Origin of the sequence: Coleofasciculus sp. C1-SOL-03 (assembly GCF_040220555.1) — a bacterium.
GTDB lineage: Bacteria > Cyanobacteriota > Cyanobacteriia > Cyanobacteriales > Coleofasciculaceae > Coleofasciculus.
In genome coordinates, this window is the sequence record NZ_JAVJUO010000219.1 from 48,074 (window position 1) to 64,433 (window position 16,360).

A 16,360-nucleotide genomic window follows, 5' to 3' on the forward strand; every position below is an offset into this window, starting at 1 on the left:
CATGCTTTTAGGGTTTAAGACTGAATTAAAGTTGAACAACAAACAGCGAACCGCATTAGCTAAACATTGTGGCGTTTCCCGCCATGCTTGGAATTGTGCGATTCGTTTGACCGAAACCAAAAACTTGCTCAAGATGCCATACCGTCAAAGAGGAGATGCCTTTATCAGAGCGAGTTTTCCGGTGTGACAACTGCGGGTTAGAAATTGACCGCGATTTTAACGCCTCCATTAATTTGGAAATAGCCGCCAGTTAGGTGGTGTTAGCCTGTGGACTGGTCGAGTGCCGACACCACCAGAACGAAGCAGGAAGTAAGCGGCAAGCCTAGAAATGAGTAACTCTGCCTAGACTTGCATAGGTCTTTCATAACGGCTTAGACGGAGCGGGTTGGATAGCCTTCGCAGATGAAGAAGCTGCCCAGACGCCTGAACCTGGTGTGTTGCTGGGACTACTCATGCTAGGGATCAGCGGAGCTGCATACCGTCGCCACCGTCAAACTGATTAGGATAGAGTGTTGGGATCAATGCCCAACTCTTGTAATTTCGCCATTAACATCTGATTACGTTGCCGTTCTTCCTCTAGCTGATTTGCGATCGCATCAGCCCGTTGGCGTTCTTGTTCGGCTTGTTCTGAACTCCACGATAATAGGTGTCCCGACTTGTCCCACCAGCGTAACCAGGGGATGGTTAAGCCTAATCGAGTGCCATGCCAGATGCCTAAAAATAGTTCTAATTCAGGAATCCAGTAGCGTCCTTCTTCTGTGGGTTGTTGCACTACGTATTGATTATCTTGTAATTGGCGGACTTCTAGGACTACGGCTAGGGACTCAAAGATCACATAGGTAGGAACTTTGAGAATTTTCTCATAGAAAAATAACTTCCCATAAGGGAAACTGGGTCGTATGGAGTATTCTCCCGCTTCAGTGTCTGACAAAAACTCCATGACCACCCCAACTGGATTGCCTTCCAGATTGGGTGTATAGCGGCGGCGAATTTCTCCTTCTCGAACGGGTAATACCTGGGGTACATACAGCCAGTCGGGTGTCTTGACCACGATGTTCCCATTAACTGCCCCCACAAGCCCGAAATTGGAGGCGATTAACATTTGCGAATTCAGGCGATTGGCTGCACCTAAAGCGTCTGTTAGGGCGGCGGCGAGGAACGGTTCTTGAAGATTTCCCACAGACTCATCAGACATAGGATAGTGTTCAGTTTGACTACAGCTTTCTTTCATCCTACCGACTCAGGGCGATCGCCGATTCAGTGAGTTTGCTCACGAACTGATATCCTAAATCGCTAGGTTAGGACAAGGTGTTGGGATCAATACCCAACTCTTGCAATTTAGCCATCAACGCCTGATTACGTTGCCGTTCTTGCTCTAGGTTATTGATTACAGCGTCAGCGCGTTGGCGTTCTTGTTCAGCCCGTTGGCGTTCTTGTTCAGCTTGTTCTGAACTCCACAGCAATAGATTTCCCGACTCATCCCACCAGCGTAACCAATTGCTGGTTAAGCCTAATCGAGTACCATACCAGATGCCTAAAAATAGTTCTAATTCAGGAATCCAGTAGCGTTCTTCCGCTGTGGGTTGTTGCAATATATATCGATTATTTTGCAATCGGTGAACTTCTAGAATTGGCGCTAGGGGATTAAAAATCACATAGGTTGGAACGTGGAGAATTGGCTCGTAGAAGTAGAACTTACCATAGGGAAATGTTGGTCGTACTGAGTATTCTCCTGTTTCAGTTTCTGATAAAAACTCCATGACGACGCTAACTGGACTCCCTTCCCGATTGGGAGTATAGCTGCGGCGAATTACGCCTTCTGCAACCGGAAATACCTGGGGTACATACAGCCAGTCTGGTGCTTTGACGACAATTTTCTGATCCACTGTCGCGACGAGACCAAAATTGGAGGCGATTAACAGTTGCGAATTCAGGCGATTGGCTGCATCTAAAGCATCGGTTAGTGCGGCGGCGAGGGGCGGTTGTAGAATGTTTTCCACGGGATCATCGGGCAAAATGAAATCGTCGGGAAGTTTTTCCCAGGTGACAAGGGGTTCTTGGCGTTTGGCGGAGGTTGGAGTTTGCAGAACCATCTGAGATTGTTTAACCTTGGCGGTTGCTATATCTTCTAGCGCTAAAGCGCCGACTACGAACGAACGAACAAATGGTGCGATCGCACATTCAGCAATAGTCCCGATCAATTAAATCTTACCGCTTGCCTGCCCGTTACAATGAACCATGAACCATGAACCATGACCATTCAACCATGTACCCATTTCGGCTTTGTGCGATCGCGTTGCTCCTTTGTATTACCTTACTCGGTACTTCTTTACCCGTTCAAGCGGCTAGCCAAGTGAGTCCCAAATTAGAAGAACAAGTGTTGCAAGTGATTCGCGAACACCCGGAAGTGATTCTGGAATCCGTTCAGGCGTATCAGCAGCGTGTCCAACAGCAACTCCAACAAGCCCAGCAAGCCTTTGTGCAACAACTTAAAACCAATCCTCAAGCCATTATTGGGGACTCACCGACAACAGGGGCGTCTCAGTCCAAGATTGTCATGGTGGAGTTTTCCGATTTTCAATGTCCCTATTGTGGCAGGGCGCATAAAACGGTGCAACGGTTTATGGCAAAGCATCAAGATCAGGTGACGTTGACGTATAAACATTACCCTTTAGCCTCAATTCATCCCCAAGCTATCTCAGCCGCAAAAGCAGCGTGGGCGGCGTTTCAACAGGGGAAGTTTTGGGAGTATCATGATGTGTTGTTTACTCAGCAGGAAAAACTGGGGGAATCGTTTTATATTGAAACAGCCAAGAAGTTAAATTTAGATGTAGACCAATTTAACCGCGATCGCAATAGCCAAGCCGCACAAACGGCGATTAGTCAAGATATTCAGCTAGCAGAGAGTTTGGGAATTACGGGAACTCCCTTTTTTGTCATGAATGGGGAGGTGTTTACTGGGGCGATAGAATTAGAGGAAATGGAGAAACGTTTCACTCGTGTCAAACAGTCGTTATAAGTGTTCCCCCCTAGCCCTTCACAAGGGGGGAACCGGATTTCAAGTTCTCTGTTGCCTCAAAGTCCCCCTTTTCAAGGGGGATTTAGGGGGATCTAAACGGTACGGAGAAGTCCACAAACTGATGGAATACAATTACAACTTGAGAGGAGATCCCCCCTAGCCCCCCTTCATAAGGGGGGAACCGGATTTCAAGTTCTCTGTTGCCTCAAAGTCCCCCTTTTTAAGGGGGATTTAGGGGGATCTAAACGGTACGGGAAAATCCGCAAACTGATGGAATACAATTACAACTTGAGAGGAGATCCCCCCTAGCCCCCTTCACAAGGGGGGAACCGGATTTCAAGTTCTCTGTTGTCTCAAAGTCCCCCTTTTCAAGGGGGATTTAGGGGGATCTAAACGGCACGGATAAATCCACAAACTGATGGAATACAATTGCAACTTGAGAGGAGATCCCCCCTAGCCCCCCTTCACAAGGGGGGAACCGGATTTAAAAGTCTCTGTTGATAGATTTTTTAATAAAAATGGCATTACCAACATCAAGAAACCGAAACCTCAACACCACAAACTTTCATCTTCCCTATGATTCGCGCCTAGTGGATAGAGCGAAATCTATGCGTCAAAATCCCACCCCAGCCGAGAAAAAACTCTGGCAAGGCTACCTGAGAACTTTCAAATTCCGAATACTGCGACAAAGACCTATTGATCACTTCATTGTTGATTTTTACTGTGCGACTTTGAAATTAGTGATTGAAATAGATGGGGAGTCTCATTCTACAGATCAAGGAAAGGCATACGATGTTGAAAGAACCCGTATATTAGAAGGTTATGGTTTGCGGGTTGTTCGGTTTAGGAATGATGAGGTACTTGATCATTTTGAATCGGTTTGTCAACGGATTGATGAGATAGCTATAAATTTTAGTTAATTCAACTCAAAGTTCATCTTTATCTCAAAGTCCGCCTTTATCTCAAAGTCCCCCCTTCCGTCCCCCTTCAAAAGGGGGAAACCAGAGGATATTTCGCTTTTTTTGCACGGGGATTTAGGGGGATCTAAACGGCACGGAGAAGTCCATAAACTGATGGCATACAATTGTAACTTGAGAGGAGATCCCCCTAGGGGGCTGGGGAAGCTGGGAGAGATTTCCCAATCAACGCATAACAAATGACAAATGACGCACTTAATGGGTAACCTCTTGCAGTTGATTTCCGGGATTAAGTTCTAATTTTTTTTCATCCGTTTCGGTAGAAATAAAAGGTTCTGTGGAAAAGGGTTCAGACGATTCTTCTTGCTCCTCTGACTCTCTCCTCACCAGTTGAACCGTTCTCTCGACTTCTTCCTTAAAATGCTGCTTTTGTGAATATTCAGCCATCTTAATTTGAGCCGTATCGTAGGTGGATGTACCTGGCGGAATTTGGGAAAGATAGTTCAACGCGCTCTTAAAGTCTCGTTTGGCGGCTTGGTTATAGGCTCGTTGTAAAAGATATTCGGCTTTAATGCGTTGTTTTTCTTGGTATTCAACTAACTTCGGTTGAATTTTAGCCGCCATTGTTGTCTCTGGGGGAATTTGGTTGAGCAAGTTCAACGCCCCGGTAAAATCCTTTTTTTGAGCTTTAGCGTAAGCTTGATTTAGTAATTGTTGGGCTTCGGATTCTAACTCAGGTTTGGCTTGTTCCACCAAGGATTCAACTTTACGCCGCCAAAAGCGGACACCCTCCATCTTACGAGCTTCTTCCAACACATCCCGCCATCGTTTTTCCTTCAATGCTTGTTCAGCGGCTTGGTATTGAGCAGCGGCTGTATGCCATTCTCGCCGCCACCGTTTGAGGCTAGTCTTGGAATCCTGATATAAAGCACTCTCACGGGGAATCGATTTAGCCAGTGCGATCGCCTTTTGAAAGTTTCCCGCATCATATTCTGCCCTCGCCCGTTCTAATCGGTCAAGATCCGGGTTGGATGGAACAGCATTCAACAGAGAATAAAGCCCAAATGAGATTACCACAGTATTACAGGCGGCGATGCTCACTCCCATACCCTTTAACAAAGGGGGTAGCTGGAAAAACCAACGGAAATCGAATAGCGTCGCTTCGGCTTGAGGTTCTAATGCGACTCCATCCGATGACTTTTTGTAACTCACTATAGACTGCTGCTCCATAAAACCTATCCAAAACACTTATCTGGCGTGGCATTTCGGTGTTTACTTCCTGCTGCTTCGGGGACTCCTGATGGCTTACCCTTGCTCAAGTCACCCTCATTTTCCATATTTCTATAGATGAACAATTTTTCCGGAATCCCATCGGGTAGAGTTTCAGGAGACAGTAGGGGTGCAATGAGGATATCCCCTCCAGGCAGTTTGATGAACAATGTAGGCGGTAAATTTAGACCTGTTCTGTGTTTGGACGATTTATTCTCCCTCCACTGAAACAACTTGAATATAAGTTTTTCTCAAGGTTAGGGGTGATATCCGAAAAGTTGGCGAATATTCTTGATTACATTTTTGCTTCTACGCACTCAAAACTCCCCCATCCCTCTACCAAGGACTACCAATCATCGTAAATGCCGCCCAGTAGTAAGGATGAGAGAAATCTTGATTGATTCTACCTTTAAATTCCATCGGTAAAGAAATTCCACCCATACCAATACCATGTAATTGACCATTTTCTAGACGCACCTGTCCCCGCAGCATGGCAAGTTGGGCGCGTCGCAATGCTTCGGCTTTAATCATCACCTCCGGTTGACTTAATTGCCGATAAAACTCACTCATCAGCGCCAATGTGCTGCCATCATCGACATACCAAAGACTGGCTAAGGCAGATTTCACTCCCGCCTTTACCGCTAATCCCGCAAATCCTAACTCCGCATTCACATCTCCAATCGCTGTGCGACAAGCACTTAAGACTAATAACTCCACTTGAGGCGGCTGATTCCAACCGATTTGCCTTAACTGATTTAATCGCAGTTTCCCATCCCAGAGTTGAATATAAGAGTGACTGGGTTCATTGGGGCGGAAATCGGCGTGAGTGGCGAGGTGGATAATCCCAAATTGCTGACGTTGTTGTTTCAGGTTATTTAAGGTGAATTCTTCATTTAAAAACGATTTTCCTGACCATAATTGTTGCGTGATCATCTGCAATTCTTTCGGTACAGCCGGAAGCGGGGCTAAATCTGTAAATTTAGACGCGCCCATGCCGAGAACTTGAACAGTTTTGATGGAGGCATAACGGTGATTGGTGAGACTAATACTGGGGATAGAACCAATCGAATACTTTTCTACCAGAAACTGATTGCCATCATGCAGCGCCGCCATGGGTATTGTCCGCAAACCGGAGTCCATACAAAAGATTAGTGTATCAATTCCTAGGGCTTCTAATTCAGATTCGAGAGGGGCAATAATCCAGTCATAAAGTTGCTGCGCTGGGCTGAGATAAGCTTTCCCTTTATGGACATCCGTAACCGTTTGGCGGAATTGGTTTAACGTCTGCTGTAAGGCTTGGGCATTGGCTTGGGGGATAGTCTTGTGAATGGGATAGCCTTGAGGTAAAACTAATATGAGTTCGAGGGAGTCAGGCAGTGAACGGACATAGACAACACTGGAATGATTGCCCGTTTGATTGGATATCGTATTTAGGGTGTCTCGCAGGCTTTCGGCGGTGACGATTTCACGGGTCAAATCTTGTTGAAAGTAGGTCTCAAATTGCTCTTCAAAGAGTTTATCGATTTGACCGACGGCTAAGAAATCATTAACGTCAATAGCTGATGTTCCGGGTGCATAAAAGCGCTGTGTTTGACTCGTTTCTCCCGTTTCCGGGTTTTCCTGGATTTGTACTTCTGTGGTTAACCCCTGTCCAATTAGATTGTTTAACGACTCTGGGTTTAAATTGGTATCGAGTGGGGGTTTGGGTTCTCCCATGATTGCTTCATCGGGAATGGAAGGAGTAGGAGATGATAAAATTTGTATTCGTTCTTGATCTTGGGTATGGGTGAAGAAATAGGCTTGATTGGGGGTAATGGTTTGGGCAGGCGTTGTATTGCCTCGGGTGATGGCGCCGCGAGTTCCGTTGGTTTCAGAATTCCCCACCATAAATGGCACAATACCGTTTCCTCCATGACGGATAATAATCGTGCCACCCTCGGTTCCTCCAGCCACAGAAATACTGGCATTGATGTCATTTTGGTCGATGAAAGCGTCAGTCGCTTGGAAAAAACGGTTGGTGGTAATTTCCACGTTTCCGCCGATACCCTCTGAACTCTGAGTATTAATCTGGTTAACGCGAATTGTGTCATCAGCCGTCAGGGTAATCGTGCCACTATTACCCGCCGCCGAGGTGTCCAAAATGCCTGTAGAGATTTGTCCGTTTTGGCTGACTAAACGAATTCCGCCAGGGGCAGTAATATTATCGGTTGTGATGGTATTCTCGGCGGTAATATCTATCCCTTCCTGATTCGTTGTGATAATCTCTCCTTCTACCCGCAAATTTTGCAACGGTTGCACAGTACCCACCCGATCATTAAACTGAACAATGCCACTATCGGTATCAAGATTTAGCGTATAAGTTCCGTCAACTGGGCGATTAAAAATAATCGTATTGGCACTCACCGAGAAATCGCCGGGTAAAGTCAGGGAACGATTGAATGTAATTTGGTTTCCAGCATTCAGGGTAATGGGTGTTGGAGTTCCAAATGCAGAACTGGCGTCGAAATCACCTATGGTGATACTATTAGCAGCATTGAGTGCGATCGCGCCTCCTTTGCCTATTCTTGATCGGGTGTACAGTGTCCCATTATCAGTATTGATATTTCCCGAAAGACTCGTCAGCGTTACCGCCGCACCCGGATTGGTAATATTACCTGTGATAATATCTTGGTTCGCCAGTAGCCTAATCTCACCGTTTCCGGTTAACGTGAAGCCAGTGGTATTAATCGAACCATCACCTAGGGGCGATCGCCATGTCACTGAGTCATTAAACGTCACATCATCAGCCAGGGTAATCGCGCCACTGCTATTATTGCGTCCGATGGTGATCGACTCGAAACCATTTGCCAAGGCGTTGATATCCCGGACTGACAGGTCGAGCTGTTCTGTGTTAGTATCAGTCGTACCGTTAAGCGCGATCGCCTGACTGGGATTAAACGGTTGTAAGGTCAAATTCCCATTCCCCGCGACATCCCCGAAAAAATTAATTTCGTCACCCGTTAATTCAATATCGCCAATCAGAGTAACATCATCACGGTAGGTTTGACCCGACTCTCCATTCGTTATCACATTTCCACGAATTTGAGTCATACCCCCAGCATCAGTTGTGAGACTCTGAACCATTACAGAAGCCTTGAATTGGGTAATCCCTGTACTATTGATCCTCAAATCTGCCAGATTAACCGTATTCCCGACACTATCCTCAAAGGTAATATTACCCGTACCCGAATTTAGGGTCAGGTTTTGAGTATTAGCTGTGACACCATTGAGGGTATTGGTAAGGATAATATCACCCCCAACCGTCATCCCTGTGGTGGTGAATGTGGTATCCGGTTGAGTGAGAGTAACAGTACCATTTAAGCTGATATTACCGCCACTTCCGGAACCCGCCGAGGTATTTATAGAACCCGGATTAATCCTGTTCGCCGTGAGAGTAATCGTTCCGCCATCCCCGGTTGCGGCGCTAGTATTGAGGATACCGCGATGAGTGTCAATAGAACCGTTATTGCTGGTGAGGATAATCTCCCCGCCTGGATTCATAATATCGCCCGTAACAATATCTTGGTTGGCTTCTAGCTGAATCGTGGCGTCATCGATTCCGGTTAAGGTATACCCTGTCGTCGTAATCGAACCTGAGTTGGTTGGCGATCGCAAAACTACTGGGTCATTAAAGGTAACATTGTTAGCTAGGGTAATGGCGCCACTACGATTCGCGCCACCAATAATAATTTGTGAAAATCCATTGCGGAAGCTAGCCAGTGTATCGGTATCCAGGTTTAATGTGCCAACAGCAGTATCGCCAATCGTAATTCCTAGACTGGGGGTTAACGGTTGTACCTGTAATTGTCCCGTACCCACCACGTTAAACGTATTATCAATATCCAACGTATCCGTCGTTAGCGTCAAGTTTCCCGTTTGCGTTTCTTGTCCCAACTCTCCATCTTCAGCTAACTGAATTCCATAAGAATCCGTTCCCGTACCACTAATACCAATCACATCTACTGTTCCGCTATTGGTTCGCACCTGGGAGGATTTCCATATCCGCACCCCTTGATTATCACTAATACCACTACCGCCCGTACCATTTAATAGGATAGTTCCATTTCCAGTCACTTCCACAATGGAATCTTCAGCAATTTCTACCCCATCACTCGCAGACGTTGAACCTTGTCCGACTCCTGTCAGATTGATATCACCATTGACGGAACGAATGCTGATATTACCAACACCCAAAACAATACCATCATTGGCTTGAGTTCCGGCGCTACTTCCCGTACCATTAAACGTTATAGTACCACTCCCTGTGGTTTCGACAATAGGACCCATACCACCGGAAAAGTTATCAACTCGAATACCACTATTTTCCTCTCCTGTTCCTTGTCCGATTCCGGTTAGACTGATATTGCCATCGATTGAACTGATTATACTAGCTTGATTAGTTGGATTAACGGGTTCCCAAATAAAAATTCCATGATTTTCATCGACTCCTATCCCACCTGTTCCCATCAGCTTTATGTTACCCGTAGTGGTTTGAATTGTCGTTCCGTTCCTGATATCAATACCTTGGGCTAACTGTGAATTATCGACGCCCTTACCTATAATCGAAATATCACCTATCCCAGAATTGAGTACAGCATTGTCGAGAATAATTCCAGAAGAATTAGACACTGTACCTACCGCAGGATTCATCAACGGATTATCGCCACCCCCCAGGATAATATCACCACCATTGGAATTGATAGCTGAACCCGGGTTAAGGAGAATTGACCCTGCACCACTCCCATCTCGGTCAGCATTCAGAGTAACATCCAACTTCCCTGTAGTATTAGCCGTTATATCTGCACCTGAATTTAAAATAATACTGTTATTTGCTTGTAAGGTTAAGGCAGTATCAGCCGTTCCCGAATAGCTAATATCTGCATTCACATTAATATCGTTATTGGCAAACAGTGTCAGAGACGAGTCACTACTCCAGGTAATCGGATCATCTACAGTAATCGTTCCCGCATCTGGCAAACCCGAAGCGGTAGAAACGGTGACATTGCTTAAAGTCAATTGATTTTCTAGAGTTGTCGTATTAAGAATAGAGGGAGTCGTCATCGTGTCCGAAAATATACCCCCCGCAAACGTCATACTCCCGGTATCCGCTGCATCACTAATCGTAATATCTGTTGGGTCTAATAATAGCGTTCCTACATTACCCGCAGGTGCTAACAAATCGACAACGCCTTGAAAATTCAAACCATGCTTTCCCGAAACTTCAACAAACCCACCATCGCCGCCATTCAATCCACCACGGGCGCTGATGCTACCCAAAAAACGGGTGATTTCATCTGACCAGAGAATCACTCGTCCACCATTCCCATCAATCAGCGCATCCGCATTAATTACTGAGTTTTGACTCACATAGGTCTGTAAAGCATTAGGAATTGTACCGCTTCCCTGATACTCTCCGCCAATCCTGACTGTACCCCCACCATTCGCACCAGAAGCATTAATCGTCGCCTCAACCAATCCCACGTTATCGCCCAAAACATTAACCTCACCTCCTATCTGTGGTGAAGCCGCAAAGTCGGACATAGATACATCCAAATTACCCGAAACAATCGCTGTCCCCGGTTCAGTGGGTAGGGTTATCCCCGATTCAGTTAACTGTACCTCGTTCGTGGGAGAAACAGTCAATCCCGTATCTACTGTTTCCCCTGTACCCGTTAACAATACTGGCAAATCCAGAGGATTTAGCTGTAGCGGTTCACCCGGATTACTTAGACGTGGAGAAATCTCCAAACTCAACAAGTTTCCCGGTTGACTAATCCGGACTAAATTTTCACCCGGTACAGCCGCAATGGTAATCGTTCCGCCGGGTGCAGTGAGTTGTCCGGTATTAATTACAGTACCCCCCAGTAACGTTAAATTCTGCCCCTCTCCTACCGCCAAATTGCCAGCATTTACAATACTCCCCGGCTGGGAAACATCAAAGGCAAATTGATTAGGAACACCTACTAAACTTTGGTAGTCATTGTTACCCCAAGCCTTGAACCAATGATTATCGCCAAACCCAATCCCCGTAGCCGTAGTTGCAGTGAAATCAGCCGGGACATTTAACTGGGCGTCTGCACCAAAGACAATTCCGGCTGGGTTAAGTAAAAATAAGTTAGCATTACTTCCAGTCACTTGGATTAAACCATTAATCATCGACGGATCACCGCCAATTACCCGCCCTAAAATATTACGAGTCTGGGGATTTGCTAGAAAATTGGCAATTTGATCGGAATCGAGTCCAAACTCCTGGAAACTATGAAACAGATTTGTCCCATCTGCGGAAACGCTACCTCCCTGGATATCCAAACGGTTACCATCTGGTGTAACTTGGGTTCCGGTTCCATCCGTCGCGGGTGTAATCGGTTGAGAGACTAGCGGCGTCGGTGTGAACGCGGCGACTAAGCCTAAGGGGATAAGCAGTCGATGCATGGTTTTCATGGCGATTGTTTCCTATCCAGTTGTTAAATCCCTACCATCTCAACCAGTTGCTTTACGGGAATTCAAGGTATTTTTTTTTATAACACAATGAAGAAAATAAGACTTGAGGATTAATCAGTTTTTTTGAGGTAGATCAAAATTAGCAACATCTCTTAATCTATGTTGAGCCTTACAGCCGCTGATTTTTATCCCATGGCTTAATTTTGTTGATTTAATCAACATACTGTTACAAATATTGATTAAAAAATGAAACGTTGAGAAAATTAAATCGGATAAAATAAGCCGACACATCAAAAAAGCGGCGAGAAGCTTACCTCGATCAAAGGTGGTAGGGATAGCCGCCCAAGCCTTAGTTCAGGGTTCATCCCCCGTCGTTGATGGCAATGAACCATGAACGATGAACAATGAACCATTATTCCCTAATCTCAACCATTAACTTTAATGAAAGCCCGACTACTTATGGTATTATCAGTAAGCGAAACTTTATAATTCGGTAGCCGATCACTCCTATCTCAATCATGGTTGCAGTCGCGATTTTAGCCGCAGGGCGCGGGACACGGATGAAATCCAAGTTGCCCAAGGTATGCCACAATTTGGGTTCCTTGTCAATGGTGGAACGAGTTCTCAAGAGTTGTCTGGGGATCAATCCGTTGCGGTGTCTGGTGATTGTCGGTTATCAAGCAGAACTTGTTAAACATTCTCTCGCCGAGTTCCCAGATATCGAATTTGTGGAACAGACGGAACAATTGGGAACCGGTCATGCGGTACAACAACTCCTCCCCCAGTTAGCGGGATTTACGGGAGATTTATTGGTTCTGAATGGTGATGTTCCCCTGTTGCGCCCCCAAACCCTGCAACAATTATTAGACACCCATAAAACCCACCAAAATGCCGCGACGATATTAACCGCGCAACTGCCGAATCCGCAAGGATATGGGCGAGTGTTTTGTGATAGTCAAAACCTCGTCACTCAGATTGTCGAAGATCGAGACTGCACCACCGCCCAAAAGCAAAACCGTCGCATTAATGGGGGAGTTTATTGTTTTAGTTGGCAGAAATTGGCGAAAATCTTGCCTAATCTAGAGTCAAATAATGACCAGAAGGAATATTATTTAACCGATACGATTCATCAACTAAAACCCGTGATGGCGGTTGATGTGGAGGATTATCATGAAATTTTGGGCATCAACAACCGCAACCAGTTAGCCCAAGCATACCAGATTTTACAGGATCGGATCAAGGAAGCTTGGATGATGGCGGGAGTGACATTAATTAGTCCCGATAGTATTACGATTGATGACAGCGTAGAATTGCAACCGGATGTAATTATTGAACCCCAAACCCACCTGCGGGGGAAAACCGTGATTGGTTCCGGGAGTCGAATTGGACCGGGAAGTTTGATTGAAAATAGTCAGTTAGGTGAAAATGTCACCGCGCTGTATTCGGTGGTGAGTGATTCGGTGGTGCAAGAAAATACCCGCATTGGACCCTATACTCATCTTAGAGGGCATGTCAGCATTGGGGAATCTTGTCGGGTGGGGAATTTTGTGGAACTGAAGGGCGCCCAAATTGGCGATCGCACAAATATCGCCCACCTGTCTTATCTAGGAGATGCGACATTGGGGAATCAGGTGAATATCGGCGCAGGAACGATTACCGCTAATTATGATGGCGTACAAAAGCATCGCACTCAAATTGGCGATCGCACGAAGACGGGTTCTAATAGTGTCCTTGTTGCACCCGTAACCTTGGGTCAAGATGTCACCGTCGCCGCAGGTTCGGTGATCACCGAAAGTACACCCAATGATTGTCTCGTGATTGCGCGATCGCGTCAAGTCGTCAAACCCGGTTGGCGTCTCAAGTCTCCCACCCCGTAGGAATTGGTTCCCTGATTCCCACACCCCTCAAACAATGGTATGGCGACAAATTCCCGCGCCGATGTCCTGAATTTTGTCAATCAAAGGTTGAGGTTGCACCACTTTGACATTCCCGCCAAATCCAGCTACCCAACGCCATAAGTCTACATCCTCAAGTGACCATTTGGGGAAAGTGACTTGAAAGCGATGGGGAAACTCTGGATCAGGGCTGGGAGATAGGGAAAAAATCGATTTTAAGCGAGGGTTCAATAAATGATTCCCTAACGGTGGTGACATCTTCATCTGTCCCGGTGGATAGCGTTTTGTCCCTTCACAAATAAAGGGAAATATATGATCATTAAACCAAAGTTCAACTAGGATTTCCACCGCCGCCCGTTCTGCTTTTTTCGGGCTGAGAAATTGTTGTTGATCTTTGACACTATTCCCCAGAAATAAACCCGCACTGGCTTGATGGAGGCGTTGTAGTTTGTTTAACGATCGCACTTGTGCTTGTCGCGATCGCGTGATAGTTTGGGGTTGACCGATAAACAGGCGATCTAATCGTTCAAACCGAAATAAATTCCCGCCTTTTCCCTTTTCTTCTTGTTCAAAGGCGACGTACCAAGCATGGTTATAAAAGACGATTTGCAGACACCAGGCGGTAAAAAATCCTTCTTGATCTCCCGCAAATCTCCCCCCACCCCGATGTCGATTCAATTCTAACAGTTTACCTGATGCGATCGCGTCTTCGAGTTGGTCTAAGTTGCGGGCTAGGGCAGAGGACGGTAAACTGTCGATATCCACCATGGACTGATGGGCTATTGCCCGTACTGGATAAACTTCGGTGATATCCAACTTACTGGAGGTGATGCGATCGCGAAATAGTTCATAGGTTTCCAAGGCTACCGGATCATCAAAACTCTGGGCTTGAGATTGCAGAACCGTAAACACCTGTTTAAGTTCATGACGCCATAGCAAGGCGGTTCCCAGAAAGTAACCTTGTCGCATGGGAGTATTTAGGAGGAGTTTATAAGGTTTCAGGATTTTTTCGATATCTTTGCGAACTGTATCCACCGCATCACCAACCAGTATTCCTTCAGTTTTCAACGCCTCAACTAACGTAGGCAAATTGCCACTACAGGTATTCTCTAAAAAAGGATGGTGTAAAATAAACCGAATCGTTGCCAGAAGTCGCTGGAAGGGTTCACAATCAGAATAGGGATGAGTGGCGCTAATTGTCCCTGGTAGTGGTTCGACTTGAATCGGGCGATCGCCAATTGGATATCCGATCAATCCATTCTCCGTTAACCAGTGTAAATCATCCGCGATCGCATCAGGTACGGCATAGATTAAACCCTTACATTTCGCCATCACCGCACAGATTTCCTCCACAGAGGTGGCAAATTCAGGAACGGTTCCCAATAGGCTTTCCAGACACTGAGGCGCAATTTGTTGTAAATTCCCGATACCCGGATATGTCAGAATCAGGGAGATTAAATGCAGCAAGCGGTCAAAATCCAACAGCCGAGAATAGCGGTGTAACTGAATTTGTCCATGTTGGGTGCGGTTGGTACGATTCACCTGGCTGTGTCTGAGGCGTTGGAGTTTGGTTTGGATTTGTCCGATATCGAATTTGCCTTTAACAGGTGTCACCGGATAAACCGCTGCAAATCCCTCCGCCGCTAGGGGAGGAAATTGGTGCAGAGACTGGTAGAATGATTTTATCACCGAATCGGGAACCTGACGCGATCGCTGTTTATTCCAATTCAGACAAGTAGACAGAGGGGTTTTCAGGTGCCATCCTATCCACAGGGGAGATGGGCTACATCTGTGCAATTGCATCAACAGCGACATCCGCCAGGAACGTTTGGCATTAGTAGCATCATAAATGATCGGTTGACTGGATGCGATCGCGTCTTGGATTTGCTGTAAGAGGGATTGTTCAATTTCCCACCATTCCCCCTGGATGGTAGCGTCACCGTAGAGGGTTTGGCGGATTTCATCGGTGGAGACTATTTTATAGTTTCCCAGTTTCGCCAATTCCCCAGCCAGGGTTGATTTACCACTGGCGGGACAACCAATTAAAACGTGACAAATTAGTCTTTCGTCATTTGTCATTCGTCATTCGTCCTTTGTCATTGTTCGCTGATAATTGATAACTGATAAACGACTCTATCCTAGAGGGGGATGAGAACGGCTGTCTATAATTTTATGCGAATGACGAATTGTGTGGCTGATGGGCTTTGGGTGACAAATTAGGGGCGCAAGGATGGTGCCCCTACAGTCTGTGGGTGAAGATGTCAGGATTTTGTCGAATTAATAACCCTGTTGTTAGCACATTTATTAATTAATGATAGGACTTACGCAAAGCTTCTATTTGTAGGGTGCGTTAGCACAGCGTAACGCACCTTCAGCGCCATATATAGTGTAGCTGCGTAAGTCCTGAACGATTGCCTTGATTGAAATTGTAGGGGCGCACAGACGTGCGCCCTAATTATTACCATGTTTCCATTAATTCGACTTCTGGAGAAGTCTAAAGGGTCGGCTTCTAGAAGCCTCACCCTGACCCGATTCTACACCCTGATTTCCGGGGGGGTCAAGATTTACCCCGAATAGCTGCAACTTATTCTCAATAAACCACCCCATTCAAACCCTGAAACCTTTACCCAGAGCCACCTCCCTGACAGGTGTAGGTTTTTTATTTTATGGTTGAGACAAGACAAGGAGGACAAGGATGGAAAGAAGACAAGGGGGAAAAACCGTACAAAATTAGGTTCGGTCAAACTCACTTCTAAAAGCCGAAACGCCCGATTTTTCGT

11 protein-coding genes and 1 pseudogene are annotated in these 16,360 nt (G+C 46.0%); 6 read left to right on the forward strand and 6 right to left on the reverse strand.

Going from position 1 to position 16,360, the window contains the following annotated elements; genetic code table 11:
• Position 1 precedes the first annotated feature (1 nt).
• The 3 genes and pseudogenes from RIE73_RS33565 to RIE73_RS33575 form a co-directional block, all read left to right on the forward strand.
• Positions 2–115, forward strand: a pseudogene (locus RIE73_RS33565) (helix-turn-helix domain-containing protein); the annotation flags it as partial.
• A gap of 40 nt (positions 116–155) precedes the next feature.
• Entirely contained in the window at positions 156–254 is a 99-nt protein-coding gene (locus RIE73_RS33570; protein ID WP_446405293.1) for a zinc ribbon domain-containing protein, read from the forward strand.
• A gap of 135 nt (positions 255–389) precedes the next feature.
• Positions 390–503 (forward strand): PEP-CTERM sorting domain-containing protein, encoded by a 114-nt coding sequence (locus RIE73_RS33575; protein WP_446405303.1) that lies wholly within the window; start codon positions 390–392, stop codon positions 501–503.
• Here the strand turns inward: RIE73_RS33575 and RIE73_RS33580 are convergent.
• Positions 500–1,195 carry a Uma2 family endonuclease gene (locus RIE73_RS33580; RefSeq protein WP_446405294.1) on the reverse strand — a complete coding sequence of 232 codons (696 nt, stop codon included), beginning with the start codon at positions 1,193–1,195 and terminating at the stop codon, positions 500–502. The two genes, RIE73_RS33575 and RIE73_RS33580, sit on opposite strands and share 4 nt — an antisense overlap.
• A 103-nt stretch (positions 1,196–1,298) precedes the next feature.
• Positions 1,299–2,093, reverse strand: a complete 795-nt coding sequence (locus RIE73_RS33585; RefSeq protein WP_446405304.1) for a Uma2 family endonuclease — start codon at positions 2,091–2,093, stop codon at positions 1,299–1,301.
• 152 nt (positions 2,094–2,245) lie between these two features.
• On the opposite strand from RIE73_RS33585, the gene RIE73_RS33590 reads away from it, so the two are divergent.
• Both RIE73_RS33590 and RIE73_RS33595 read left to right on the forward strand, forming a co-directional pair.
• Positions 2,246–3,019, forward strand: a complete 774-nt coding sequence (locus RIE73_RS33590) for a DsbA family protein (RefSeq protein WP_446405295.1) — start codon at positions 2,246–2,248, stop codon at positions 3,017–3,019.
• Between the two features lie 518 nt (positions 3,020–3,537).
• A complete protein-coding gene (locus RIE73_RS33595) occupies positions 3,538–3,939 on the forward strand; it encodes an endonuclease domain-containing protein (RefSeq protein WP_446405296.1) in 402 nt (133 codons plus the stop codon).
• A gap of 252 nt (positions 3,940–4,191) precedes the next feature.
• Here the strand turns inward: RIE73_RS33595 and RIE73_RS33600 are convergent, their stop codons facing one another.
• The 3 genes from RIE73_RS33600 to RIE73_RS33610 all read right to left on the reverse strand — a co-directional run bounded on the left by RIE73_RS33600 (position 4,192) and on the right by RIE73_RS33610 (position 11,676).
• On the reverse strand, positions 4,192–5,148 hold the full coding sequence (locus RIE73_RS33600; protein ID WP_446405297.1) for a hypothetical protein: 957 nt from the start codon (positions 5,146–5,148) through the stop codon (positions 4,192–4,194).
• 23 nt (positions 5,149–5,171) lie between these two features.
• Positions 5,172–5,375 (reverse strand): hypothetical protein, encoded by a 204-nt coding sequence (locus RIE73_RS33605; RefSeq protein ID WP_446405298.1) that lies wholly within the window; start codon positions 5,373–5,375, stop codon positions 5,172–5,174.
• A 166-nt stretch (positions 5,376–5,541) separates the two neighbouring features.
• Positions 5,542–11,676, reverse strand: a complete 6,135-nt coding sequence (locus RIE73_RS33610; protein ID WP_446405305.1) for a CHAT domain-containing protein — start codon at positions 11,674–11,676, stop codon at positions 5,542–5,544.
• Positions 11,677–12,203: 527 nt separating this feature from the next.
• Between RIE73_RS33610 and glmU the strand changes: the two genes are divergently transcribed.
• Positions 12,204–13,562 (forward strand): bifunctional UDP-N-acetylglucosamine diphosphorylase/glucosamine-1-phosphate N-acetyltransferase GlmU, encoded by a 1,359-nt coding sequence (gene glmU / locus RIE73_RS33615; protein ID WP_446405299.1) that lies wholly within the window; start codon positions 12,204–12,206, stop codon positions 13,560–13,562.
• A 27-nt stretch (positions 13,563–13,589) separates the two neighbouring features.
• Here glmU and RIE73_RS33620 read toward each other — a convergent pair whose 3' ends face one another.
• The gene (locus RIE73_RS33620) at positions 13,590–15,659 is read right to left on the reverse strand and encodes an AAA family ATPase (protein WP_446405300.1); all 2,070 of its coding nucleotides are present in this window, start codon (positions 15,657–15,659) and stop codon (positions 13,590–13,592) included.
• Positions 15,660–16,360: the final 701 nt, after the last annotated feature.

What these genes read in the sequence shown, in the direction of transcription:
- RIE73_RS33570 (WP_446405293.1), top strand. Translation starts at nt 156, where the DNA reads ATGCCTTTATCAGAGCGAGTTTTCCGGTGTGACAACTGCGGGTTAGAA.
- RIE73_RS33580 (WP_446405294.1), bottom strand. Translation starts at nt 1,195, where the DNA reads ATGTCTGATGAGTCTGTGGGAAATCTTCAAGAACCGTTCCTCGCCGCC.
- RIE73_RS33585 (WP_446405304.1), bottom strand. Translation starts at nt 2,093, where the DNA reads ATGGTTCTGCAAACTCCAACCTCCGCCAAACGCCAAGAACCCCTTGTC.
- RIE73_RS33590 (WP_446405295.1), top strand. Translation starts at nt 2,246, where the DNA reads ATGAACCATGACCATTCAACCATGTACCCATTTCGGCTTTGTGCGATC.
- RIE73_RS33595 (WP_446405296.1), top strand. Translation starts at nt 3,538, where the DNA reads ATGGCATTACCAACATCAAGAAACCGAAACCTCAACACCACAAACTTT.
- RIE73_RS33610 (WP_446405305.1), bottom strand. Translation starts at nt 11,676, where the DNA reads ATGCATCGACTGCTTATCCCCTTAGGCTTAGTCGCCGCGTTCACACCG.
- glmU (WP_446405299.1), top strand. Translation starts at nt 12,204, where the DNA reads ATGGTTGCAGTCGCGATTTTAGCCGCAGGGCGCGGGACACGGATGAAA.
- RIE73_RS33620 (WP_446405300.1), bottom strand. Translation starts at nt 15,659, where the DNA reads ATGACAAATGACGAAAGACTAATTTGTCACGTTTTAATTGGTTGTCCC.